Genomic DNA, 25,187 nt, shown 5'->3' with positions numbered 1-25,187 from the left:
AAAGCTGGCGCCTGGAATGGGCTTGTCGAAATAGGGTTGGACCGCGGCGGGCCGCGCGAATGGGGGCTCTCGCAAGAGCTTAGGGGAGCACGTCAAAGTTGTGCAAGCCCGACGTCTGATTTTCCGCAGCGTCGCGGCAAGGCGGCGGGCGCGGGCGGCATTTTTCTTGACGCCCCGGATGTTTGGGCCAAGGCTGCGGATGCAGAGGGCCGGGGACGCACGCCTGTCCTGCCCTCTGATGACGGTGTTGGCGGCATTCGGTTTGCCGGGTCATGGGAGGTTCAGGGATGGTCACACGACGCCTCGGGCGCACGCTGGGAAATCTGGCCCTCGCCCTTCTGAATGCCACCCTGATCCTTCTTGCCCTCTGCCTGTGGCTGGCGTGGAGCCTGACCTCGAAGGTTGAACATGTGACCGCCAACATGGCCGAGGTGACCGGCGCCATCCTCCCGGTCCGGTCGGAACTGCGCGATCTCACCACGCAGATCGGCGGCGCGCGCGAGGGTCTGGCCGGGTTGCGGGACGGAGACGGCCCCGGGCTGCAGGTCTGTACCGAGCTGGAGGGCGGGCTCGCGCAGGTCGAGACGCGGCTCGCGGAGCTGAACACCACGTTGCAGCAGATCGAGGCGGGCGTCGGGCCCGCCGTGGAAGAGGCCGTTGGCACCGCCTTCGGGGACTTCGGTCGCGGCTTTGCGGCGGGGCTGATGGGGGCCATCGGCCTCACCGGCGCCGCTGGAGACCAGGGCGCCGCCGCCCGCTGACCCAAATCCGGACGCATGGGGGGCGGCGCCCGCGTGAGGCGCCGCCCGCCGTGCGCCGTCCTCCGCAGGGCCCGTGCGGCCCGGCACACGGGCCGTTCCCTGTCGGATATCGCCGTCCCTGCCACCTGCCGCCGGGGGGCAAGACCCGGGGACCGGCGGCCCGCTGCCACTCCCCGCCGCGGGGGGCCGCCATTCCGCTCCACGGGCCGCAGAAGACAGGTGCGCCCGGTTGTTTTTCTGCTATTTCCGACACATGGACATCATCCTCGTCACGACCGTCATTGCCTCGCTCTTCCTCGTCATCGGCGCTGCCGAGCCCTTTGCCGCGCGCCTGCGATTGCCTTACAGCGTGATCCTCGCGGTGCTGGGCATCCTGATCGGGGCGGGCGCGACCTTCTTCCTGCGGACGGACCTGACGGATGCCCTCAATCCCGTGGCAGAGGCGATCCTCGGCCTGCCGATCCGGTCCAATGTCTTCCTTTACGTGTTCCTGCCGACCCTGCTGTTCCAGGCGACGCTGGAGATGAACCTGCGGCGGATGCTGGACGACTGGGTGCCGATCCTCGTGCTGGCCGTCGTGGCGGTGGTGGTGGCCACGCTCTCCGTCGGCTACGCGCTGTCCTGGGCGAGCGGGCTGCCCCTCGCGGCCTGCCTGCTGGTCGGCTCCATCGTCTCGACCACCGATCCCTCGGCCGTGGTCTCGATCTTCCGCTCGATCTCGGCGCCGCGGCGGCTGGCGCGGATCATCGAGGGCGAGAGCCTGCTGAACGACGCCGCGGCCATCGCGCTCTTCGGCCTCTTCATTGGCTTCGTGATGCTGGGCCTGCCGGACCCGGACCTGGGCGATGCCTTGGCGCAGTTCCCGATGCTCATCCTTGGCGGCGGCGTGACCGGCTGGCTCGCCGCGCGGATCGGTGTCTGGGTGATGGCCGGGTTCAGCCGTCACGAACTGGCCCAGCATTCGATCTCGGTCGCGCTGCCCTATCTCGCCTATATCGTGGCCGAACAGGGGGTCGGGGCCTCGGGCGTGATCGCCGTCGTGGCCGCCGGCCTGACCCTGAACCTGACCGCGCCCGGGCGGCTGCCGCCACAGGCCTGGGCCAACCTGCGCGATCTCTGGGGCGTGCTGGCGCATTGGTCGGGGGCGCTGATCTTTATCCTTGCCGCGCTGTTGATCCCGCGCCTGCTGGAGGAGATCCGGCTGTCCGATGTCCTGCTGGTCGGTGTCGTCGTGATCGCGGCCATTGTCGCGCGCACGGCGATCCTCTTCGGGCTGATGCCCCTGCTGACGGCGCTGAAGCTCTCGCCCACGGTGGAGCGGCCCTACCGGGTGGCGATCCTCTGGGGCGGGCTGCGGGGGGCGGTGACGCTGGCCCTGGCGCTGGCCGTGACGGAGAGCTACCGGGTGCCGGACGATATCCAGCGGCTCGTCGGCATCCTGGCCACGGGCTTCACGCTCTTCACGCTGCTGGTGCAGGGGACGACGCTGCGGTGGGTGATCGGGCGGCTCGGCCTCGACCGGCTCTCGCCCATCGACGAGGCCTTGTCGCGGCAGGTGGTCGCCGTGGCCCTGCAGACCGTGCGCGAGGACGTGGCCCGCACGACCGAGAACTACGACCTCAACCGCGACACCGTGCGCTCCGAGGCCAAGCGTTTCGGCGAGCGGCTCGACATGGCGGTGAAGACGGCGGAGGAGAACGCCGACATCCTCGACCGGGACCGGATCGCCCTCGGCCTCATCGCCCTCGCGGGGCACGAGCGTGACACGATCCTCGCCCGGGTGCGGGAGCGCACGATCTCCTCGCGGATGGCGGACCTCGTGCTGTCCGACGCCGACCGGCTGATCGAGGGCGCCCGGACGCAGGGCCGCACCGGCTACCAGCGGGCGGCGCGGCGGAGCGTGGCCTACGGGCAGGCCTTCCGGACCGCGGTCCGGGTGCACGCACGCTTTGGCATATCGGGCCCGCTGGCCCGGCTGACCGCCGACCGGTTCGAACTGCTGCTGTCGCAGCGCCTGATCCTGCGCGACCTCGGCACGTTCATCGACGGCCGTATCCGACGCATCCACGGACGCCGCGTGGCGGAACTGCTGCATGAGCTGCTCTCGCGTCGGATCGAGACCGTCGAGACCGCGCTGGAGGGGCTGCGCCTGCAGTATCCCGGCTATGCCGAGGAACTGGAGCGGCGCTTCATCCGGCGTACGGCGCTGCGGCTGGAGGAGCGGGAATACGTGGCGATGCGCGATGACGGGCTGATCGGGGCCGAGGTCTATACCGCGCTGATGCAGGATCTTGGCGCGCGCCGCGTGGCCGCCGAGGAACGTCCGGGCCTCGACCTCGCGATCCGGCGGGCGGATTTCGTGCAGCAGTTCCCGCTCTTTGCCGATTTCGACGAGGGCGTGATGAAGCGCCTCGGGCGGTCGCTGCAGACCATCTATGTCGATGCGGGCGAGGTTGTGCTGCGCAAGGAAAGCGTGGCGCGGAGCGTGTTCTTCATCGCCTCCGGCGCCGTGGAACTGGAGACCGCGGGCCAGACCTGGCGTCTGGGGCGAGGCGAGATGTTCGGGCAGATGGCGATCCTGACCAACAAGCGCCGCCGCGCGGATGTCCGCGCCATTGCGCCGACAACGCTGCTGGTGCTCGACGAGGACCGGTTCCGCCGCCTGCTGGAGCGCAGCCGCGCCCTGCGCGAGGCGGTGCGCGCCAGTGCCGAGAAACGCGGCATCGACCCGGCCCGCCTGCTGCCGGACGAGTGAGCCCGCGCGGCGTGATGCGTCGAGCGGGCCCGATCCGGGTGATCCCGATCTTCTTGATGCCGGTCTTGTCGGCTCCGGTCCGGGCTTGCACCGGACCGGCTTGCCGGGGCTCGGCTTACTCCGCCGCGATCTCCGTGGCGGCGTCGCCGGGCCGGTAGTTGAGGACCGGGGCAAGCCAGCGTTCGACCTCCTCGACCGCCATGCCCTTGCGGGCGGCGTAATCCTCGACCTGGTCGCGTTCCACCTTGGCGACGCCGAAGTAGTAGGCATCGGGGTGGCCGATATAGAGGCCCGAGACCGAGGAGCCGGGCCACATGGCCATGCTCTCGGTCAGTTCGACACCGGTGTTGGCCTCGGCGTCGAGCAGCTTGAACAGGGTCACCTTCTCGGTGTGGTCGGGCTGCGCCGGATAGCCGGGGGCCGGGCGGATGCCGCGATAGGGCTCGCCGATCAGCTCCTCAGGGGCAAAGCGCTCGTCCGCGCCATAGCCCCAGTGCTCCTTGCGCACCCGCTCGTGCATCATCTCGGCCATGGCCTCGGCGAAGCGGTCGGCGAGGGCCTTGACCATGATCGAGCCATAGTCGTCGCCGCGCTTCTCGTAGCCTTCGGCGATGGCGATCTCCTCGGGCCCCGCCGTCACGACGAAGCCGCCGACCCAGTCGGGCGTGCCCTCGGGCGCCACGAAATCGGCGAGCGCGAGGTTCGGGCTGTCCTTCCGCTTGGAGGTCTGCTGGCGCAGGGTGAAGAAGGTGTCGAGCGCGGTGTCCCGGCTGTCGTCGGTGTAGAGGCGGATGTCGTCGCCGACCCGGTTCGCAGGCCAGAAGCCCACCACGGCCCGGGGCTTGAACCACGCCTCGCCGATGATCTGCTGCAGCATCGCCTGCGCGTCGCTGAAGAGGTTGCGCGCGGCTTCGCCGTATTTCTCATCCTCGAGGATGCGGGGATAGACGCCCTTCAGCTCCCACGTCCGGAAGAACGGGGTCCAGTCGATGTAGCGGGCGATCTCGGCCAGATCCCAGCCCTCGATCACCTTGGGGCCGGTGAAGCGGGGCGCGGTGACCGCGTAGTCCGTCCAGTCGATCTTCATGGCATTGGCGCGGGCGGCGGCCAGCGGCAGGCGCTGCTTGGCCCGTTCGGCGCGTTCGTGACGCTCGGCCACCTCGGAGTATTCCGTCCGGATGCCCTCGATATAGCCCGGCTTCTGGGTCTTGCTCAGCAGCGAGGAGACGACGCCGACGGCGCGGCTGGCATCGGTGACGTAGATCGCCTGGCTCTTCTTGTACTGCGGAGAGATCTTCACCGCCGTGTGCACCTTGGAAGTGGTGGCGCCCCCGATCAGCAGCGGCACGTCGAAGCCTTCGCGCTCCAGCTCGGTGGCGAGGTGCACCATCTCGTCCAGCGAGGGGGTGATCAGCCCGGAGAGGCCGATGATGTCGACGTTGTGGGCCTTGGCCTCTTCGAGGATCTTCTGCGGCGGGACCATGACGCCGAGGTCGATGATCTCGTAGTTGTTGCAGGCCAGAACGACGCCGACGATGTTCTTGCCGATGTCATGGACGTCGCCCTTCACGGTCGCCATCAGGATACGGCCCGCGCTTTCGCGCTGCCCTTCCTTCTCGGCCTCCATGTAGGGCAGCAGGACGGCGACGGCCTGTTTCATCACGCGGGCGGATTTCACCACCTGCGGCAGGAACATCTTGCCCGCGCCGAAGAGGTCACCGACCACGTTCATGCCCGCCATCAGCGGGCCCTCGATCACGTCGAGCGGCTTCTCGGCGGCCAGCCGGGCGGCTTCGGTGTCCTCGTCGACGTATTCGGTGATGCCGTTCACAAGGGCATGTTCCAGACGCTTCTCGACCGGCCATTCGCGCCACGTCAGGTCCTTCTCGCGGCCCTTGGCGCCGCCCTGTCCGCGGTATCTCTCGGCCACGTCCAGCAGGTTCTCGGTCGCGTTGCCGCCGTTCGCGGGCGTACGGTTCAGCACCACGTCCTCGCAGGCCTCGCGCAGCTCCGGGTCGATCTGGTCATAGACTGCCAGCTGCCCGGCGTTCACGATCCCCATGTCCATGCCGACCTTGATGGCATGATAGAGGAAGACCGCGTGCATCGCCTCGCGCACCGGCTCGTTGCCGCGGAAGGAGAACGACAGGTTCGAGACCCCGCCGGACACGTGGCAGTGGGGCAGGTACTTGCGGATCCATTCCGTCGCGCGGATGAAGTCGACGCCGTAGTTGTCGTGCTCCTCGATGCCGGTCGCCACGGCAAAGACGTTGGGATCGAAGATGATGTCCTCGGGCGGGAAGCCGACCTTCTCGGTCAGCACCTTGTAGGCCCGTTCGCAGATCTCGATCTTGCGCTCGTAGCTGTCGGCCTGACCGCTCTCGTCGAAGGCCATGACCACGACGGCCGCCCCGTAGGCGAGGCAGAGCGAGGCCTGTTCGATGAAGTTCTCCTCGCCTTCCTTCAGCGAGATGGAGTTCACCACCGGCTTGCCCTGCACGCATTTCAGACCGGCCTCGATCACCTCCCACTTGGAGCTGTCGATCATGACGGGCACGCGGGCGATGTCGGGCTCGGCGGCGACGAGGTTCAGGAAATCGATCATCGCCTGTTTCGAGTCGATCAGGCCTTCGTCCATGTTGACGTCGATGATCTGGGCCCCGTTCTCGACCTGATCGCGCGCCACGTCGAGCGCGGTGGCATAGTCGCGGTTGGTGATCAGCTTGCGGAACTTGGCCGAGCCGGTGACGTTCGTCCGCTCGCCCACGTTCACGAAGGGGATGTCTCTGGTCAGGACGAAGGGCTCGAGCCCCGAGAGGCGCAGCAGCGGTTCACGCATCGGCCAGCTCCTTGATCTTGCGCGGGGCATAGCCCGCGACATGGTCCGCGATGGCCGCGATATGCTCGGGCGTGGTGCCGCAGCAGCCGCCTGCCACGTTGATCAGGCCTTCCTTGGCAAAGACCTCGACCAGTGCCGCGGTCTGGTCCGGCGTCTCGTCGTACTGGCCGAAGGCATTGGGCAGGCCCGCGTTGGGATAGGCACAGATCAGCGTGTCGGCCACGCCGGAGAGTTCCGTCAGGTGGGGGCGCATCGCATCGGCGCCAAGGGCGCAGTTCAGCCCCACGGTGAAGGGCCGCGCGTGGCGCACGGAATGCCAGAACGCCGTGGGGGTCTGCCCCGAAAGGGTCCGCCCCGAGGCATCGGTGATCGTGCCCGAGATCATGATCGGCAGGCGCTTGCCCACCTTGGCGAAGCTTTCCAGCGCCGCGAAGATCGCCGCCTTGGCGTTCAGCGTGTCAAAGATCGTCTCGATCAGGATCAGGTCCGACCCGCCCTCGATCAGCCCGTCGATCTGCTGTCCGTAGGCGGTGCGCAGGTCATCGAAGGTCACCGCGCGGTAACCGGGATCGTTCACGTCCGGGCTGATCGAGGCGGTCCGGTTCGTCGGCCCGACGGCCCCGGCGACGTAGCGCGGCTTGCCGTCGGCGGCCTGCGCACGGTCGGCGGCGCGGCGCGCCACCTGCGCCCCCGCGACGTTGAGGTCATGCACCGCGCCTTCCAGCCCGTAATCGGCCTGCGCGATGGTGGTGGAGGAGAAGGTGTTGGTCTCGAGGATGTCCGCGCCCGCGAGGGCGAATTTCAGCTGGATGTCCTCGACCGCCTGCGGCTGGGTCAGCACCAGCAGGTCGTTGTTGCCCTTCTGCGGGTGATCCGAGTGGTGATGCCGGCAGCCGGGGCCATGGATATGGCCCTGTGCCGTGAAATCCTCCTCGGTCATGTTCAGCGTCTGGATCATCGTGCCCATGGCGCCGTCGAGGAGGAGGATGCGCTCGCGCGCGGCGGCCTGGAGCGCCTTGAAGCTGTCCGTGGGGGGGAGCGAGAAGTTGATCATGTCGAATCTGCCTTTCAAGTCGCCTCGATAGGACAGATTTGCACCGAGTGCCTAACTCATAATTTTCGTAACGGATATGAGGTTCGCTCACATTCGCGGGGAGGGTGTCACGTCAGTGCCCTCTGCCTGGGGGCTGAATGGGCGCCTCCATGGCCCGGTATTGCTTCAGCGCCCTCAGTGCCCCGGTATTACATCGGCGCCCTTCGGGCCCCGGTTTTACATCAGCGCCCTCCGGGCCCCGGCTTTACATCAGCGCCCTCCGGGCGCGGGCCCCGCCCCGGCGTCTTGGCAGCGGCAGGGGCACCTCGACCGGCTGGGCGCGGCGCGACAGGGACTCGCGCACCAGCCGCGTAAAGACCGCGATGGCCGGATCGGTGCCCTCGAAGGGGGCGGCCAGGGTCAGGGCGCGCCGCGCCTCCTCGAGATAGCTCGCCTCGGGTCTGAGCAGCATCATCCACTGCAGGAACCCGAGCCGACCCAGTTCACGGGCGCGCTCGGGGCTTTCGGCCCGGGATTGAAGTGTGGTGAGTGTGCGTTCCAGAAGCATGGCGCCCTCCGCGCTGCGACAGCGGGACAGGGGCGAGTGGCCTGGGACCGGCAGAAGAGAAGTCCATGTCTTGCCTCCGCGCCCCCGGCTCCCCGCCAGGATCAAGGTGACTGCAGCGCGGGAACCGCGCCGGAGATGGCAGGTCTCCTGACTTGCGGGTCGATGCTGTTCCGAACCTTCCCGGACCCTGGTCCAGTGGCGTTAATCGGAACCGCTCTCCGCCTACAGTTGCGGGGGCAGTCACGGAGTTGGGCAGAGCCCGTACCGTGTTCCCTTTTCAGCCGCACCCGGAGGATGCGGCACCATCGGGCGTGAAGGTGGCATGGCCCGGGGCCTGTGTCCAGCCGCAACGCCCGGGTGGCTGCAAGGGGCGCGGCGGGCGGAGGCGATGGGAGCGGGGCGAGGGAAGCGGGGCGGGGCTCTCAGCCGCGCAGGTCCCCGCACCCCTCGACAGGTCCTGTCCGGCTCAGAGCGCGCGGACGATGGCCTCCAGCACCTTCTGGGCGCGGTCGCCGGCCACCCAGCGAAGCACCACGACCACGTCGTGATCCGGGTCGATCCAGATCTGGTGCGTGCCTGCCCCCTGCGCGGCGAAGGCGCTGGAGGGCAGGGCGGGATTGGCCGCCGGCCCCTTGTTCAGCCACCACAGGAAGCCATAGTTCGCCAGCGTGGGCGAGGGGGTCACCGCCTGCGCCATCCAGCCCTCGGGCAGCAGGCGCTGGCCCGCGTGGACGCCGTCCCGCAGGATCAGCTGGCCGAAGCGCGCATGGTCGGAGGCCGAGATGAACAGCCCCCCGCCCCAGTGCCCGCCGCCGGGCACCGACTGCATGCGGCGGCCGTCGATCTCGACCCAGGAGGTTTCGTAGCCTTCCCACCGCCAGTCCGGCGAGGCGCCGATCGGGTCCATGATCCGCTCGCGCAGGACCTCGGGCAGCGGGCGGCGGAACAGCGACATCAGCGCGAAGGACAGGGCGTTCACGCGGACGTCGTTGTATTCGTAGAAGGTGCCGGGCGTCTTCATCTCGCGCATCTCGCCCTTGCGGCTGTTGTCGGCGCCGACGCCGATCTGGCGGTAGTGATCCACCTGGTCGGCCTTGCCGAAGAGTTCACCGCTCCACTCGCTGTTCATGTTCAGGAGGTGGCGCCAGGTGATCTGGCCATTGTGCGGGCCCTCGAAGGCCGGGCCGGGCACGCGGGTGCAGACCGGCTCGTCCAGATCCGGCAGCAGGCCGTCACCATGGGCCACGCCCGCGAGGGTCGAGAGGTAGCTCTTGGCGATCGAGAAGGTCATGTCGGCCCGCTCCACATCGCCCCAGCGGGCGATTTCCTCGCCGCCGCGCAGGATCAGCCCGGCCGGGCCGCCGCGGGGTTTCACCGGGCCGACGATCTCGGTCCAGGGGCCGGTCTCGTTCCACTCGACGTTCCCGACATAGCTGCCGTCGTCGTAGTACATCGACCGCGGCCAGGGGGACTCGCTCTCCTGCGCGAGGGTGACCGCCTGGGCGAGGAGATCGGGATCGAAACCGGAGGTCATGCTGTTTTCCTTTACAGTGTCAGTGACATCACCGGCTTGACGCCTGCGCCCCGCAACCGCAAGGGGCGGCGGCCCGGGCAGCGCATGGCCCTGCCGCAGGTCATGATATTCGACCGATATTTCGGCGTCCTCCGATCCCGCGACGGGACCGGAGAGGGGCCCGCAGGCCGGGCAGGGGCGTGGCGGCCGGCGCCACGCCCCCCGGGATCACGCGAGGATCACGTGGGGATCGCCCGAGGGTCAGGCTCAGGTCAGGGTGATCGTCGTACCCCAGTCGTCCTCGTAGCGGCGCGTCTCGCCGGGGGTCCGGCGCAGCAGGTCCACGCTGTCGAGCCCGGTTTCCCGGTCCGAGCGTCGCCCGGCGCCGGCGCTCATCCACTCGTTCACCGCGACATGGTGGTGATAGCCCCCGGTTGAGAGGAAGACCGCATCGTCCCGGGCGTTCACGGCGTCGAAGCCCAGCGTCTCGCGCCACCAGCGCCCGGCCTGACGCGCGTTGCCGACCTTCATGTGGACATGGCCGACGCGGGTGCCGGCGGGCGCGCCGCGCCAGCTGGGCGGGAGCAGGCCCAGCGTGCCCATGATGCCGTCCACGTCCATGGCGAAGGTGCCCATCTGCACCTGCCCGTCGACCCATTGCCAGCTGTCCTGCGGCCGGTCGGCATAGATCTCGACCCCGTTGCCTTCCGGGTCGGTCAGGTAGATCGCCTCGCTCACCCGGTGATCTGCGGTGCCGGTGACGGGCACCCGCTGGTCGATCGCCATGGCGATCCACATGGCGAGGTCCCGGCGCGTCGGCAGCAGGAAGGCGGTGTGAAACAGGCCCGCCGCCCGAGGCCCGGCGAGGGAGAGCCCCTCGTGTTGGGTCAGGGTGAGCAGCGTCTCCCCTCCCACGCCCAGACGGATGGTCGCGCCGTCGCGCCCGGTCTCCCGCAGGCCGAGCGCCTGCTGGTACCATGTCGAGAGCGCCTCGGCGTCGCGGACCCGCAGGCCGACGTGCCCGACGTGGATCGGGGCCTCGACCGGCAGGCTGTTGGCCGCCTGCGCGGCCCGGGGCAGGCTGCCTGCAAGCGCCGCCGCGCCAAGGCTGCCCAGAAGGGTTCTCCGGTCCATCACAGCTCCTTTCCGAGCAGCCGGTCGAGCGAGTAGCGGCCTCCGCCATGGGCGAGGAAGCTGAGGGTGACCGCGGACCAGATGAGCGACAGCTCGGCCCCGCGGTAGCCCTGATCCTTCACGATCCAGTGGAAGTAGATCGTGGTCAGCAGGACAACCGAGGTGCCGCCCGCAGCAAGACGGGTCAGCAGCCCGAGGGCGAGCAGGAGGCCGCCGGTGAATTCCGTCACCGAGAGCAGGATGGACCAGAGCCATCCGGGGGCGAAGCCGAGGCCGGTGACCATCTCGGCCGCGCCGGTGGGGTTCTGGATCTTGGGCCAGCCGTGGATCATCAGGGCGACGCCGCTGATGACACGCAGCCAGAGGGTCGAGAGCGGGCCCGCGACGGCATAGACGAGGGCGAGAGCCGGCAGCAGAAGTGCCGGGCGTTTGGGGGTGGTGGTCATGGTCATATCTCCAAAGGGGCGAGCGCCGGGGGGCGTCGCATCAGGGCTGGTGCGCGGGGCGCACCGGTTACCGGGGATGGAGATCAGGCGCGCGGAGGGCGCGCGTCGGGCGGGATGACGCGCCCGGACCCCTGCGGGGCCTCTGCCGCGACATGGCGCAGCGGCCAGGCGAGGGGGCCCGGGGGCAGCGCGGCGGTGTCGGTCAGGGCACAGCTGAGGCAGGGCTTCTTGGCCGGGGCCCGGTCCGGCAGGGCGGCTCCGGGGGCGTAGCAGACATCCACCTGGGCCCGCGCGCTGCCACAGCCGCTTGTCTGAGGGACCTGCGCCGACACGAGGGTCGTCAGGAGCAGGACCGCGAGGGTCGCACAAAGGGTGGCGTAGCGGAGCATCCGTCGTCCCGGGTGGCTGTCGTCACGGGTGTTCTGGGGCCCGCCCGCCTTGCCCGCAAGCCTGCGGCCCCGAGTTCACAAGGAAGTTACGGGCCCGGGAAAGCCGCCGCGCGGAGCGGTGCCGACAGAGGTGAGGGCCGAGGATCGACGCCGCCGCCCGAAGCCGGGCGCGGCCCTCGCCTCAGCTGGCCGGTGTGCCGGTCATCTCCACGATCCGTTGCACCAGCAGGTCGAAGGAGAAGGGCTTGAGCAGCACGTCCGCCTCGCCGAGCGCCGGGCCCGAGGCCGCTTCCTCGTCATAGCCGGTCATGAAGCAGACCTTGAGGTCGCGGTAGAGTTCCCGCGCCTTGGCGGCGAGGACGCGGCCCGTCATGCCGCCGGGCAGGCCCACGTCGGTCAGCAGGACCGAGATCTCGGGCCGTTCGCTCAGCCGCTTGAGGCCCTCGGCGCCGGTGCCGGCCTCGACGACATCGAAGCCCGCGTCGGTCAGGGCCTCGACCACGACCATGCGCACCAGCACCTCGTCGTCGACCACGAGGATCGTGGTGCCGCTGCCGTCGGGCACCTCCGCGCCCTGATGCGCTTCTGCATGAGCCACGGGCGCCGAGCTGGAGCGCGGCAGGTAGAGGTCCACCGTGGTGCCCTCGCCAACGGTCGAGCGGATCACCGCCGCACCGCCGCTCTGCCGCGTGAAGCCATAGACCATCGAGAGCCCCAGCCCGGTGCCCTTGCTGCTCGGCTTGGTGGTGAAATAGGGGTCGAAGGCCTTCTCGATCTGCTCCGCCGTCATCCCGGTGCCGCTGTCTTGTACCGAAAGCCGCAGGTAGTCACCGGGATCAAGGGCGTCGTTCCCCGCGCCGATGGTCTCGTTCGCGACTTCGATCCCGATCCGCCCGCCCTCCGGCATGGCGTCGCGGGCGTTGAGGCAGAGGTTCAGCAGCGCGTTCTCGAGCTGGTTTGCATCAACCATCGCCCCCCATGGTGCCTCGGGGAAGCAGGTCTCGACCGTGACATGCGGGCCGATGGAATGGCGGATAAGGTCCTCCATCCCGCGCACCAGCTCGGGCACGTCGGTGGCACTTGGCAGCAGCGACTGGCGGCGCGAGAAGGCCAGCAGCCGCTGGGTCAGCGTCGCCGCCCGCTCGGCCGAGGATTGCGCGGCTTCGAGGAAGCGGGCGGCCTCCTCGGTGCGCCCCTCGCGCAGCCGCGAGGTGATCAGGTCGAGCGAGCCGGAGATCGCCGTCAGGAGGTTGTTGAAGTCATGCGCCAGCCCCCCGGTGAGCTGCCCCACGGCCTCCATCTTCTGTGCCTGCCGGAGGGCCTCTTCCTGCGCCATCAGCTTGGAGGTCTGCTGTGCCACGCGCTCCTCCAGCGTCTGGTTGAGGCGGAAGACCTCCGCGGTGGCGCGGTCGCGTTCTTCGAGGATCGCGAGGCGGTCGTCGAGGTCCATCAGCACGCCCGCGAAGACGCGGGTGCCGCATTCCTCGACGCGACCGTTGGTCTCGATCCAGTGGTAGCGCCCGTCGGCCTGCCGCACCCGGAACTGGAAGGCGATCGGCACGCCATCCTCGATCGCGCGGTCGATCGCCTCCATCAGGGCGGGCTTGTCGTCCGGATGGACGTGTTCGGCGACAAGGTCGAGGGTCACGGCCTCGGGGGCGAGGGCCGGGTCCAGCCCCATGGCGGTCGAGAACCCCTGGTCGAGCTCGAAACGATCCGCGCCGAGCTCCCAAGCCCATGTGCCGAGGATCGCGCCCGCCGACAGGGCGCGAGCCACGTGGCGGGCGTTGCGCACCGCGCTCTGCTCGCTCTCGCGCAGCGCTTGCTCCGTCCGCTTGCGCTCGGTGATGTCGCGGAACAGCACGGCGACCTGTGCCTTCTCGACCGGTTCGACCAGCGTGGCAGAGACCTCGATATAGCGGTCGACCTCGGCAAAGCGGCGTTCGAACCGGATCGGGCGCCCGGTCTCCAGCACGACCCGGTAGATCTTCACCCACTCGGCCCCGTCCTGCGGCGAGACGTCGAACACCGACTTGCCGACGATGTCGCTGATGCCGGTGTGGCGCTCGTAGCCGGAGTTCGACTCGATGTGGATGTAGTTGCTGAGCGGTCCGTCGGGGCCGTCGATGAACTGGATGATGCAGAACCCGTCGTCGACGAGGTCCATCAGAGCCTGGTAGCCCGAGGCGGCCCCCGGTGTCTTCTTCTGTCCGCTGAAGCGAAGGCTGTCCCGCAGGTTCACGGTGCTGGTCTCTCCAAGAGAGTTTCTACGCTGCCACAAGCTAGGCCGATTCCTGCCGAAAACAACGGGGCTTGTGCCGGACGGTACGTCATCGTGGCGGGCTGCCGGCGAACCGGGGCCCCGGCACCGTCACGCCCGCCCTTGCACAAGTCGCCGGCCCGGCTGCGCGGACCTGCGGGCCCCAGCGGAATAACAGCGGAACAAGGGTCGCGGGCCGCTGTCGCGTGGTCATGCCCGGGGTGGCCGTCAAGTCTGCTCTTGTGAACGTGATGAAGTTGGACCTAGATTTGCCGCAGTCATTTCAATGGAAGTTGGGAGCTACCATGAAACACATGAAAATTATCGCCGGCGTCGCCCTGGCCCTGGGCCTCTCCGCCCCGATGGCAAGCGCGCAGGACATGGCGTTCTTCCGCATCGGCACCGGCGGCACCGCCGGCACCTACTACCCGATCGGCGGCCTTCTCGCGAACGCGATCTCGAACCCGCCGGGCTCGCGCGCCTGTGACCAGGGCGGCTCCTGCGGTGTGCCCGGGCTGATCGCCTCCGCGCTGTCGGCCAACGGCTCGGTCGCCAACATCAACGCCATCGCGGGCGGCTCGCTCGAGTCGGGCTTCTCGCAGTCCGACGTGGCCACCTGGGCCTACACCGGCACCGGCATCTGGGAAGGCAAGGAGCCGGTCGAGAAGCTGCGCGCCATCGCCAACCTCTACCCCGAGAGCATCCACCTCGTCGCCAGCGCCGCATCGGGCATCGCGAGCGTCGCGGACCTGAAGGGCAAGCGCGTCTCGATGGACGAGCCCGGCTCCGGCACGCTGGTTGACGCCAAGATCATCCTCGAGGGCTACGGCATCGCCGAGGGCGACATCCAGCCCGAGTACCTGAAGCCCGACCAGGCCGCCGACCGCATGCGCGACGGGGCGATGGACGCCTTCTTCTTCGTGGGCGGCTACCCGGCCGGCGCGATCTCGGAGCTGGCCAGCCAGCACGAGGTCAAGCTGATTCCGATCACCTGTGACGAAGCCCCCAAGATCTGCGAGGACTTTGGGTTCTTCGCCCCCGACACCGTGCCCGGCGGCACCTACGAGGGCAACGCGGACGACGTGCAGACGCTCTCCGTCGGCGCCCAGTGGGTCACCAGCGCGGACCAGCCCGAAGAGCTGATCTACGAGATCACCAAGGCGCTCTGGAACGACAACACCCGCAAGCAACTCGACGCGGGTCACGCCAAGGGCAAGATGATCACCAGTGACACCGCCCTGAACGGTATCGGCATCCCGCTGCACCCCGGCGCCGAGAAGTTCTACAAGGAAGCGGGTCTGCTTCAGTAAATCGGTCCGGCGCGGCTCTGTTCCGCGCCCGCCCATTTTCAGGGGGTTGCGAGCATGATCGCGGCCCCCTTTTTCCTCTACCCTCACAGGAGCGTCGCAGATGACCGAGGACCGCAGCAAGCCGGGCATGGACGATGTCCGTGAACTGAGCGCCGATGAACTGCAGGCCATCGAAGAGGAGTTCGACCCGGAACTCCGCTTCCGTGTCCTGGTCTGGCCGCTGACATTGATCAGCGCGGCGATCCTGTTCCTGCTGTCGTGCTACCACTTCTACACCGCGGGCTTCGGCATCCCGCAGGCGACCGTGCACCGCGGGTTCCACCTCGGGGTCACGCTGCTGGTCGTCTTCCTCAGCTTCGCGGCCTTCGGCCGCAAGGAGATGGGCCATGGCTGGCGCTCGCCCTTCGGGCTGCCGCTGCTGGACTGGGTGCTGGCCATCGCGGGCATCGTCAGCGCGCTCTACGTGCCGTGGATCTACAGCGAACTGGCCTTCCGGGTCGGGAATCCGCTGCCGATCGACGTGGCCATGGGGACGATCCTGATCGTCGTGCTGCTGGAGGCGGTGCGCCGTTCCATGGGCTGGCCGCTGCCGGTGATCGCGATCCTCTTCATCGCCTATGCCTACTTCGGCAAGTCGATGCCCGGCATCCTCGTCCATCCCGGGGCAAGCTGGTCGAACATCGTCAACCACCTCTACCTGACCTCGCAGGGCATCTACGGCACCGCGCTCGGGGTGATCGCGACCTACGTGTTCCACTTCGTGCTCTTCGGCGTGATGGCAACGCGGATCGGCCTCGGCCAACTCTTTATCGACATCGCCTCGGCGCTCGCGGGGCGCTATGCGGGCGGCCCGGCCAAGGTCTCGGTCCTGTCCTCTGCGCTGCTCGGCTCGATCTCGGGCTCCTCGATCGCGAACACGGTGACCACCGGCGCGCTGACGATCCCGGCGATGATCCGCATCGGCTATCCCCGCCACTTCGCCGCCGCCGTGGAGGCTGCTGCCTCGACGGGCGGGCAGATCACGCCGCCGGTCATGGGGGCCGTGGCCTTCCTGATGATCGAATACCTTGGCGTGCCGCTGACCACGATCCTGACCGCGGCGCTGGTGCCGGCCTTCATGCACTTCTTCGGCGTGCTGGTGCAGGTGCACCTCGAAGCCCGTCGACTCGGCCTGCGCGGCCTCTCGGCGGCGGAGCTGCCGAACGCGTGGAAGGTGCTGAAGGCGGGCTGGCTCTCGGTCGTGCCGCTGGTGATCCTCGTGGCGGTGCTGCTGTCAGGCCGCACGCCCTTCGCGGCGGCCTTCTGGTCGATCTCCGCCTGTATCGTCGTGCTGGCGATCCAGCAGATCCGCGCAGGCGGGCTGATGGACGGCCTCAAGGGCACGGCGCATGGCATCTGGGAAGGCTTCATCCTCGGTGCCAAGCAGTCGCTCTCGGTCACGGCCGCGGCGGCGCTGGTGGGCGTGGTGATCGGTGTCGTCACCCTGACCGGTGTCGGCTTCAAGATCGCCTACATGGTCACCAGCATCGCGCAGGGCTGGGCGACCTCGCTGCACGAGACGCTGGCCTTCCTGCCGTTCGAGCTGATGACCGTGCCCTCGCTGACGCTGCTCTTCACGCTGATCCTGACGGCGATCGTCTGCATCCTGATGGGCTGCGGCATCCCCACCACGGCGAACTACATCATCATGGTGGCCGTGGCGGCGCCGATCCTCGGCATGCTGGGCGTGGAGCAGATGGTCGCCCATTACTTCGTCTTCTACTACGGGGTGCTGGCGGATGTGACGCCACCAGTGGCGATGGCGGCCTATGCGGGCGCGGGGATCGCCGGGGCGAATGCCTTCAAGGCGGGCAACACCGCCTTCCGGCTCAGCATGGGCAAGGCGCTGGTGCCCTTCGTCTTTGCCTTCCAGCCCGCGCTGCTGATCGTGACCGACGGCTTCACCTGGCAGGCCTTCGCGCTCGCCTTTAGCGGGGCGACGCTGGGCATCTGGATCCTCGCCTCCGCCGTGTCGAGCTGGCTCTTCGCACCGCTCTACTGGTTCGAGCGTCTGGTGCTGGTCTTCGCGGCGCTGCTGCTGGTGGCACCCGACCTGACGGCCAGCGTCATCGGCCTGCTGCTGGTGGTGCCGATCGCCCTGCGGCAGTTGCTGCCGAAGTGGCGTGGCGGGGCGGCCGCCTGACCCGGCAGCGAGGCCGGGCCTGACTGCACGGCCGCTAATCATTGGCCTGAAACGCGAGAGCCCGGGGGCGACATCCGTCACCCCCGGCTCTTTTGCGTCAAGCGGTCTGTCGGCGGGCGCAGACCACCGGGCCTGTCGCAGGTGTCAGCCCGCCAGTAGCCTCGGCACCAGCAGGGTCAGCGCGGGGAGGGCGAGGATCAGCCCGACGCGGATCACCTCGGCGGCGAGGAAGGGCAGTACGCCCCGGAAGACTGTCGACATCGGCGTGTCCCGCGCGAGCGAGGCGATGATGAAGACGTTGAGGCCCACCGGCGGCGTGATCAGCCCCAGTTCGACCACGATCAGCGCGAGTATCCCGAACCAGATCTTCAGGCTGTCGCTGTCCATGCCGAAGGCCGCCGTGTCCGCCGTGGCGTAGTCTCCGCCGTTGAGCGCGATGAGCGTCGGCCAGAAGAAGGGCACCACGACGAGGATCATGGCGAGGCTTTCCATGAAGCAACCGAGGATGACAAAGGCCACCAGCATCAGGATCAGCACCAGCATCGGGTCCAGCCCGCTGGTCGCGGCCCAGTCGCTGAGCGCCTGCGGCAGGCCGGTGCGGGTGAAGAAGCCCTTCAGGACCTCTGCGCCGAAGAGGATCAGGTAGATCATCCCCGCCGTGACCGCCGTGGCGCGGATCGCCCGCAGCAGACCGCCGAGGCCCAGCCCCTCGCCGGTGCGCCAGCGCAGGACGAAGCCGTAGACGGTGATCACGAAGACCCCGATCGAAGCCGCGGGCGTCGGCGTGAAGAGCCCGAAGCCGAGGCCGAGGATGATCGAGCCGAAGATCGCAATCACCGGGATCAGGCGGCGCAGGGCGATGCGGCGCGCCTCGGGCGCCATGGGCGCGGGGGCAGGGGCGCTCGACGGGTTCAGCCGGACCGTCACGGCGATGACGAGGATGAAGCCCAGCACCGCCAGCAGGCCGGGGACGATGGCCGCCTGGAACATCTTGAGGATCGAGCCCTCGACGATGATGGCGTAGATCACCAGTGCCACCGAGGGCGGGATCAGGATGCCCAGCGTGCCGCCCGCCGCCAGCGCACCGGAGGCCAGCCGGGGCGAATAGCCGAGCGCGCGCAGTTCCGGCAGGGCGACCTTGCCCATGGTCGCCGCCGTCGCCAGCGACGAACCGCAGACCGCGCCGAAGCCGCCGCAGGCCGCAACCGCGGCCATGGCCACGCCGCCCCGGATGCGCGACATCAGCGCCTCGAGCCCCTTGAAGAGGTCCGAGGACAGGCGTGCCTCGGCGGCGATGTAGCCCATCAGGACGAAGAGCGGCACGACCGAGAGGTCGTAGTTCGCCACGTTCTCCCACAGCAGTGACTTGAACTGCCGGATGTAGGGCACAAAGCGCACGAAGGGCACCGCGAGGCTGAGCACCCATGTGCCGCCGATGCCCACGAGGATCATCGCGATGCCGACCGGCATCCGCAGCAGAAGCAGTACGAAGAGAACGACGAGGCCCAGAACCCCGATGGTGATCGGATCAGCCATGACGCAGGTCCCCGCGGATCTGGACCAGCGCCACGAGGCCCCAGAGGGCCATCGACAGGATGCCGGGAATGTAGAAGGGCCAGACGCTCCAGCCGAGGACCGAGGTCACGGCGCCGTCCTCGCGGGCCTCGATCAGGCCCTGCACCATCCAGTAGGCGAGGAAGACCGCCATGCCCGCGGTCAGCAGCAGCCAGAGCTTGTCGACCGCGCCCTGCACGCGCTCGGGGAGGCGCTCCATGAAGAGGTCGACCGAGACGTGACCGCGGTTGGCCTGACAGAAGGGGAAGAACATCAGGGCGATGCCGCTGATGGCCAGCTGGACGAAATCCTCGTAGCCCGGCAGGCCGGGCACGTCGACGCCCAGCGGGCCGGTGATCCGGTCGAGGATGAAGGCCCCGGTATTGGTCGTGGTCACGGCCACGATCACGAAGAGCGCGACACCGGCCAGCACGGCGAATAGGTCCGCTGTTCGCCACAGAACGGCAGTCATCTTGCGCCCCCTTTGAATAGCTTGGTTTCGATGGGTCCGGTGGGGCGGGCGCTGTGGCCGGCCCCGTCCGGTCGCAGGGCCGGTGAGGTTTCCGGCCCTGTCGGAAGCCTGCGGCGTTACTTGGCCGCGGCGATCGCCGCGCGCGCGCCCTCGACGAGGGCCGCGCCGTCGATGCCCTTGGAGGCGACGTCGTCGACCCACTGCTGCACGACCTTCTCGCTCACCGCGTCGAACTTGGCGCCTTCCTCCTCGGAGAGGACGATGCGCTCCACCCCGGCGCCGTCGAGCGCGGCAATGCCGGTGTCCTCGAAGCCCTCCCAGAGCGCGCCGATCTCGGCCGCGACATTCATGCCGGAGTTGGCGTCGATCACGGCCTTCAGGTCGTCGGGCAGGTCATCGTAGATGTCCTTGTTCATCGCCAGCATGAAGACCGAGGTGCCGAAGCGATCCCCGTTGGGCAGTTCGGTCGTGTACTTGTCGAGCTCCTGCAGGTTCAGCGCCGGCACGATCTCGTAGGTGGTCAGCGCGCCGTCCACGACGCCCTTCGACATCGCCTCGGGCAGGGCGGGCACCGGCAGGCCGACCGGTTCGGCGCCCATCTCGGTGATTTCCCAAGCGCCGGTGCGGCTGGGAGTGCGGAGCTTCATGCCTGCCACGTCCTCGAAGCTGCGGACCGGCTTGGTGGCGCTGTGGATCAGGTTGCCCTCGTGGCTGTGCAGGAAGAGGACCTTCACGTCCTTGAAGTCCTCCGCCAGCATGTCGAGGGAGGCGTTGAGCGCAATGGTGGTCTGCCGTGCCGATCCGGCATGGACCAGCGGCAGCTCGAAGACCTCGCTGCGCGGGAAGACGCCGGGGGTATAGCCGAGGATCGTCCAGATGATATCGGCCGCCCCGTCCCGGACCTGCCCGTAAAGCTCGTTCGGCTTGCCGCCCATGGACATCGACGGCGCGATCTCCACGTGGATGCGGCCATCGCTCTCGGCCTCGATCTTCTCGGCCCAGGGGGCGAGCATGTCCTTGTGCGCGTTCGAGACGGGCGGCAGGAAGTGATGCATGATCAGCGTGACGTCCTGCGCCGCGGCCGATCCGGCCAGGGACGCAACAGCCGCCGCCGTGCACAGAAGTTTGGTAAGTCCCGACATCCACTCCTCCTTTGGATGGCTCAGGCCGTGCCCGGCCTTTAATATGTAGACTTATCATACCCGACTTGACTAAGCTTGGGTCAACAGAAAAAGTAAGTTGACGTTTTATTTTTGGTAACGCTCTGCCATAGAACGATTTAACGGAAGAATACGCCGTTTCGGCGCAGGGGCCCGGGTGGGGGACGCGCCGGAATCACTCCGGAAACCGGCAGCGTGGACCGGCAAGGCTAGCCGGCAGGGCGCGAGGAGACGAGATGACCGTTCACGATATGGCAGGGCACCTGATCCGCAGGATGCACCAGACTTCGGCCCATGTCTTCGCGGCTCAGACCAAGGCGGCCGGGCTGGACGTGACGCCGGTGCAATTCGCCGCCATGGATGCGATCCGGGACAATCCCGGGATCGATCAGGCCGGGATCGCCGCCGCCATCGCCTATGACCGGGCGACCATCGGCGGGGTGATCGACCGTCTGGAACAGAAGGGCTGGATTTCCCGCAGTGTCAGCAAGCGCGACCGCCGGGCGCGCGTCGTGACCCTGACCGATGCGGGCACCGCGATGTTCGAACGTATCCTCCCCGTGGTGCGGGACCTGCAATCCGATATCCTACCCGGCCTGACCGAGGAGGAGCGCCGCCATTTCCTCGAACTGGCGCATAAATCCTCGACCGCCGCCGCCCAGTCCTGACGGCCGCGCAGCCCTTTTCCGAATCGCGAATTGATCCGAGTGTGGTCCGCCTTGGCGGAGGCGTCTGTTTGATTGTTAATAAATTACAGTGGTTTGACGTAATTTGAGAAGTACACTTATCAGTCTTGACCCGAGATAGTAAGTATAGCTACCATATGCCTCGTCGGGGCGCTGGCCTCTGGCTGCATGGCGAGGAGGAGCGAGGATGCAGTATTATCTGAACGGGTTTCGCGGCGGGGATCCCGACCTGCAGGATGCGGCCGCCTGCCGCCGTGAGTACGGGGCCTTCGCCCCCCTGCCAGAGACGGTGGATGTGCTGATCGCGGGCTGCGGGCCGGCCGGTCTCTGCCTCGCGGCCCAGCTGTCCCAGTTTCCCGGGATCGACGTGATGATCGTCGAACGCAAGCCCGGCCCGATGGAGAAGGGGCAGGCCGACGGCGTGAACACCCGCTCGATGGAGATGTTTCAGGCCTTCGGCTTCGGCGAGACCGTCAAGCGCGAGAGCTACTGGGTGAACCAGACGACCTTCTGGACCCCGGACCCGGCCAACCCGGCCTATGTACGTCGCGTCGGGCGGGTGCAGGATGTCGCGGACGATTCCTCCGAGATGCCGCATACGCTGATCAACCAGGCCCGTATCCACGAGCTGTTCCTAGACGTGATGCGCAAGTCGCCGACACGGTTGCAGCCCGACTATGGCTGGGCCGTCAGCGACCTGAGCATCGACACCCGCACCCAGGACCACCCGGTCACCGTCACGCTGGAGAACACGGGCGTCAACGCGGGTACCACGACCACGGTACGCGCCAACTACGTCGTCGGCTGCGACGGGGCGCGGTCCACTGTCCGCAAGGCCATCGGCGGCACGCTGCACGGCGACGCGGCACATCAGGCCTGGGGCGTGATGGATATCCTCGCCAACACCGATTTCCCGGACATCCGGCAGAAGTGCATCGTCTCCTCCGCGACGGAGGGCAACGTGCTGATCCTGCCCCGCGAGGGCGGTTATCTCTTCCGGATGTATGTCGAACTCGACAAGCTGAACCCGGACGAGCGGGTGTCGAGCCGCAACCTGACCTCCGCGCACATGATCGCCGCCGCCAACCGGATCATGGCGCCCTACACGATCGACGTGAAGGAGGTGGTCTGGTGGTCGGTCTACGAGATCGGGCACCGGATGACCGACCGGTTCGACGACGTGCCCGAGACGGAGAAGGCCACGCGGACGCCGCGGGTCTTCACCGCGGGGGATGCCTGTCACACCCACAGCCCGAAGGCGGGGCAGGGGATGAACGTGTCGATGCAGGACAGTTTCAACCTCGGCTGGAAGCTGGCCCATGTGCTTCAGGGCCGCGCCGGGCCCGAGCTGCTGCACAGCTACTCTGCCGAACGCTGGGCCGAGGCCAAGCGGCTGGTGGACACGGATCACAAGTGGGCGCGGATCATGTCGGCCCCCCCGGGCCAGTCCGCGCTGGACGGCGCCGACATGCCGCGCGTGCAGAAGCAGTTCATCGAGAACCTCGAATTCACCGGCGGCCTCGCGGTGCATTACGCGCCCTCCGCGCTGATCGGCCCGGCGGACCACCAGGCGCTGGCTGAGGGGCTGACCATCGGCAAGCGGTTCCACTCCGCCCCCGTGGTGCGTCTGGCCGATGCGATGCAGATGCAGTTGGGCCATGTGGCGCAGGCCGATGGCCGCTGGCGGCTCTATGCCTTTGCGGGGGCCGGGGATAGCGGCCAGCCGGGGGGCGCGATCCATGACCTCGCCGAGTGGCTGCTGCGCGATCCCGCCTCGCCGGTGGTGCGTTTCACCCGTCCGGGAGAGGACATCGACAGCGTTCTCGACCTGCGGGCGGTGTTCCAGCAGACCTTCGAGGCGCTCGCCTACGAGGCGATGCCGCCGCTGCTGAAACCGGCGAAGGGCCGCCATGGCCTGCAGGATCACGAGAAGGTCTTCTGCACCGATCACAAGGGTCTCGGCGATATCTTCGACATGCGCGGGATCGACCGGGCGATGGGCTGCATGGTGCTGGTGCGCCCCGACCAGTATGTCGCCCATGTGCTGCCGCTCTCGGGGCGCGAGGCGCTGGCCGATTTCCTGTCGGGCGTGCTGAAGGGATAGTGGCGCGCGGCGTCCCCGGCGCCGGGGCCCAGAGCAAAGGCCCCACCGGACCGGCGGGGCCTTTCTCGTGGCGGGAGGTGCCAGTCAGGCCAGCGTCAGGCGAGCTCGGCCACACTGCCCGGGCTCCAGGGCATGTGCCGCGCTGCCCGCATCTGGGTCTGGCGGATCTTGCCCGGGGCAAAGAACATGGTGCGCGTCGCGCCATGGCTTTCCGAGATCTCGCGGGCGACCGAGCCGCGCAGGAGCGAGAACCGGGTCTCGGCCCCCTTGCGGAACCGCTTGGCGAAGTCGGGGAAGAGCGTCGCGATCTCCGAGCGCAGCGAGGGCGCGAGGTTCTGTGCGGTGTAGGGGCCGATGTACATGCTCTCCGCGGGGAGGTTCTCGGCCCAGATCACCTCGTGGGTGGGCAGGAGGATGTGGAAGTAGGTGATGTCATCCGGCTGCCGGACCACGCTGATCCCGCTGAGCTTGGTCAGATGCTTGGCCGCGATCAGCCCCGCCGCGCAATCGGCGACCTCCTCAATGGCCTTGCCGTTCACGTAGATCCGATGCTGGGGCGAGACCTCCACGTCGCGGGCCGGGAACCCCTTGCCGAGCGCGTTGCGCTTGATCCGGATCGGCCAGAGGTTCGGCAGCAGGTCGAGGCGCGTCGCGTCGAGGTGGCTGGAACCGACCCAGAGAATGGGCGCAAGCCCGCCCTCCAGCGTGCGCAGCAACATCCCCTCGCGCAGGTTCTCGACGGCGATGTAGCCCTCTTCGGTCAGGATGCGGGTGCCGGCGCGGAAGCAGACGATGGCTCCGGGATAGACGAAGGTATCGCCGGAGAGATAGGCCGAGGGATCGGCCTGGTAGATCAGGTAATCCGCCGCCGACATCTCGACGTTCATGACCACTGTCTGTTCGAGAAGCCCGGCGGAGGTCAGCGTCAGGATGCCGGTGCCGCTGTCGTAGCTGCCGTTGTCCCAGTTCTGCCCGCCGAGGTCGAGCGTGTCGCCCGCCTGCATCCCCGTGACGTCGAAGCTGATCGAGCCGAGGATCGAGACCGCGGGAGGATCGTAGACGAAGGTCCCCACGTCCGTGCCGGAGAAATCGACGGTGTAGCTGTTGAGCAGGTTCGTCACGTCGCTCAGCAGGTCGAGGGCTGAACCGTCGAGGGTGATCATCCCGTCATCGACGATGTTGAAGGTCATGGAGTTCAGGGCGGCGATGTTCAGCAGCCCCTGGTCGATGGTGAGGTTGCCGCCGTTCTGGGCCTGGAAGGTCGAACTCGACGCGGCTTCCACGCCGGCGATGCTGTCCAGCGAGACCGTGACCCCGTCCACGATGAGCGTATGGGACCCGAGGGCGTCGACGGCAATGGTATCGCCGTCGTTGGCGTTGCTCTGATCGATGGTTGTCGTCCCGGAGCCGCCGAGATCGAGGTTGATAAGTGCCATGCAGCCTCCTGCCTGTCCGGCCGGACCCGAAGGCGCAGGCCGATAGGAAATTGGATGCAAGTACCCAGAGGCCGGGCGCACGGAGGCACACGGACCTGGAAAGGCTGGAGAAGATCCACCGCTTGGGCGTCAGAACAGGGCGTCAGAGACGCTGATCTGTCGCGTGGGGACGCGGACAGGACAGGTGCGGATGCACCCACCTGCGGTGTGGTCTGCTTAGGGGAGAAGTCCTTCTGCGATCATACTCGTAACCATCCCGCAACATGCGGGTACCTGCCAAAAAACACGCGGGCACGTTGGACTTGTTTTAACATATGTGTGCCCGTCTTCAGGATGCCGGACTTGGCTCAAAATGCAACCTTTAATAGAAGCCCGCGAAATACACCTTTCGGGGTGTGGCGGGTTTGCGCAAATCCATCGCCGCACTGCGGCGGGCCGGACATGCCCCGCTCTGCGATCCCCGGCGGGGCGCAGGGGCCGTCGTCCGCGACGCGGCTGCGAGGCGGGCAGGGGCCATTCCGGGGGGCGTCACACCCTCCGCGTGGTGCGAATTGCCCACGCTGGGGCTGTCAGCACTGGCCGCGT

General features: G+C 68.1%; 18 protein-coding genes and 1 riboswitch. Of the genes, 6 read left to right on the top strand and 12 right to left on the bottom strand.

Annotation, left to right across the window (positions count from 1 at the left end; all coding sequences use genetic code 11):
- The first annotated feature begins 287 nt into the window (after nucleotides 1-287).
- Nucleotides 288-761, top strand: coding sequence for a hypothetical protein (locus ACX9MO_RS06360; protein WP_462213937.1), 474 nt, complete (start codon nucleotides 288-290; stop codon nucleotides 759-761).
- Between the two features lie 253 nt (nucleotides 762-1,014).
- Entirely contained in the window at nucleotides 1,015-3,516 is a 2,502-nt protein-coding gene (locus ACX9MO_RS06355; protein WP_462213936.1) for a cation:proton antiporter, read from the top strand.
- Between the two features lie 115 nt (nucleotides 3,517-3,631).
- Here ACX9MO_RS06355 and metH read toward each other — a convergent pair whose 3' ends face one another.
- From metH to ACX9MO_RS06315, 8 genes are all read right to left on the bottom strand, one after another.
- Nucleotides 3,632-6,355, bottom strand: coding sequence for a methionine synthase (gene metH, locus ACX9MO_RS06350; RefSeq protein ID WP_462213935.1), 2,724 nt, complete (start codon nucleotides 6,353-6,355; stop codon nucleotides 3,632-3,634).
- Nucleotides 6,348-7,409 (bottom strand): homocysteine S-methyltransferase family protein, encoded by a 1,062-nt coding sequence (locus ACX9MO_RS06345; protein ID WP_222491150.1) that lies wholly within the window; start codon nucleotides 7,407-7,409, stop codon nucleotides 6,348-6,350. Before ACX9MO_RS06345 ends, metH begins: the two co-directional genes overlap by 8 nt.
- Nucleotides 7,410-7,653: 244 nt before the next feature.
- Entirely contained in the window at nucleotides 7,654-7,956 is a 303-nt protein-coding gene (locus tag ACX9MO_RS06340; protein ID WP_462213934.1) for a hypothetical protein, read from the bottom strand.
- A 120-nt stretch (nucleotides 7,957-8,076) separates the two neighbouring features.
- A riboswitch (cobalamin riboswitch) is annotated at nucleotides 8,077-8,276 on the bottom strand.
- A 146-nt stretch (nucleotides 8,277-8,422) separates the two neighbouring features.
- On the bottom strand, nucleotides 8,423-9,490 hold the full coding sequence (locus tag ACX9MO_RS06335; protein WP_222491152.1) for a serine hydrolase domain-containing protein: 1,068 nt from the start codon (nucleotides 9,488-9,490) through the stop codon (nucleotides 8,423-8,425).
- Between the two features lie 246 nt (nucleotides 9,491-9,736).
- Entirely contained in the window at nucleotides 9,737-10,603 is an 867-nt protein-coding gene (locus ACX9MO_RS06330) for a VOC family protein (protein WP_462213933.1), read from the bottom strand.
- Nucleotides 10,603-11,049: a DoxX family protein gene (locus tag ACX9MO_RS06325; protein ID WP_462213932.1), complete on the bottom strand. Its 447-nt coding sequence runs from the start codon at nucleotides 11,047-11,049 to the stop codon at nucleotides 10,603-10,605. The genes ACX9MO_RS06330 and ACX9MO_RS06325 overlap by 1 nt, the downstream gene beginning before the upstream one ends.
- An 83-nt stretch (nucleotides 11,050-11,132) precedes the next feature.
- Entirely contained in the window at nucleotides 11,133-11,438 is a 306-nt protein-coding gene (locus ACX9MO_RS06320) for a hypothetical protein (protein ID WP_462213931.1), read from the bottom strand.
- A 181-nt stretch (nucleotides 11,439-11,619) separates the two neighbouring features.
- Nucleotides 11,620-13,680 carry an ATP-binding protein gene (locus tag ACX9MO_RS06315; protein WP_462213930.1) on the bottom strand — a complete coding sequence of 687 codons (2,061 nt, stop codon included), beginning with the start codon at nucleotides 13,678-13,680 and terminating at the stop codon, nucleotides 11,620-11,622.
- Between the two features lie 323 nt (nucleotides 13,681-14,003).
- Between ACX9MO_RS06315 and ACX9MO_RS06310 the strand changes: the two genes are divergently transcribed.
- Nucleotides 14,004-15,008, top strand: coding sequence for a TAXI family TRAP transporter solute-binding subunit (locus ACX9MO_RS06310; RefSeq protein ID WP_462213929.1), 1,005 nt, complete (start codon nucleotides 14,004-14,006; stop codon nucleotides 15,006-15,008).
- A gap of 100 nt (nucleotides 15,009-15,108) precedes the next feature.
- Nucleotides 15,109-17,190 (top strand): TRAP transporter permease, encoded by a 2,082-nt coding sequence (locus tag ACX9MO_RS06305; protein WP_462213928.1) that lies wholly within the window; start codon nucleotides 15,109-15,111, stop codon nucleotides 17,188-17,190.
- A 144-nt stretch (nucleotides 17,191-17,334) separates the two neighbouring features.
- On the opposite strand, the gene ACX9MO_RS06300 is transcribed toward ACX9MO_RS06305, so the two are convergent.
- The 3 genes from ACX9MO_RS06300 to ACX9MO_RS06290 form a co-directional block, all read right to left on the bottom strand.
- Nucleotides 17,335-18,726: a TRAP transporter large permease gene (locus ACX9MO_RS06300; RefSeq protein ID WP_222491157.1), complete on the bottom strand. Its 1,392-nt coding sequence runs from the start codon at nucleotides 18,724-18,726 to the stop codon at nucleotides 17,335-17,337.
- Nucleotides 18,719-19,216, bottom strand: a complete 498-nt coding sequence (locus tag ACX9MO_RS06295; protein ID WP_222491158.1) for a TRAP transporter small permease — start codon at nucleotides 19,214-19,216, stop codon at nucleotides 18,719-18,721. The genes ACX9MO_RS06300 and ACX9MO_RS06295 overlap by 8 nt, the downstream gene beginning before the upstream one ends.
- Nucleotides 19,217-19,332: 116 nt before the next feature.
- Nucleotides 19,333-20,358: a TRAP transporter substrate-binding protein gene (locus ACX9MO_RS06290; RefSeq protein WP_462213927.1), complete on the bottom strand. Its 1,026-nt coding sequence runs from the start codon at nucleotides 20,356-20,358 to the stop codon at nucleotides 19,333-19,335.
- Between the two features lie 254 nt (nucleotides 20,359-20,612).
- Here ACX9MO_RS06290 and ACX9MO_RS06285 point away from each other — a divergent pair, with 254 nt between their 5' ends.
- Together ACX9MO_RS06285 and ACX9MO_RS06280 are read left to right on the top strand one after the other, a co-directional pair.
- Nucleotides 20,613-21,044 carry a MarR family winged helix-turn-helix transcriptional regulator gene (locus tag ACX9MO_RS06285; RefSeq protein WP_222491160.1) on the top strand — a complete coding sequence of 144 codons (432 nt, stop codon included), beginning with the start codon at nucleotides 20,613-20,615 and terminating at the stop codon, nucleotides 21,042-21,044.
- Nucleotides 21,045-21,249: 205 nt separating this feature from the next.
- Nucleotides 21,250-23,166 (top strand): FAD-binding monooxygenase, encoded by a 1,917-nt coding sequence (locus ACX9MO_RS06280; RefSeq protein ID WP_462213926.1) that lies wholly within the window; start codon nucleotides 21,250-21,252, stop codon nucleotides 23,164-23,166.
- A gap of 95 nt (nucleotides 23,167-23,261) precedes the next feature.
- On the opposite strand, the gene ACX9MO_RS06275 is transcribed toward ACX9MO_RS06280, so the two are convergent.
- Nucleotides 23,262-24,602, bottom strand: coding sequence for a Hint domain-containing protein (locus ACX9MO_RS06275; protein ID WP_462213925.1), 1,341 nt, complete (start codon nucleotides 24,600-24,602; stop codon nucleotides 23,262-23,264).
- Nucleotides 24,603-25,187: the final 585 nt, after the last annotated feature.

The sequence above is a fragment of the Pseudooceanicola profundus genome (assembly GCF_054919315.1).
The sequence above is the reverse complement of the archived record's forward strand: the minus strand, read 5'-3'. Positions and strand labels throughout refer to the sequence as shown.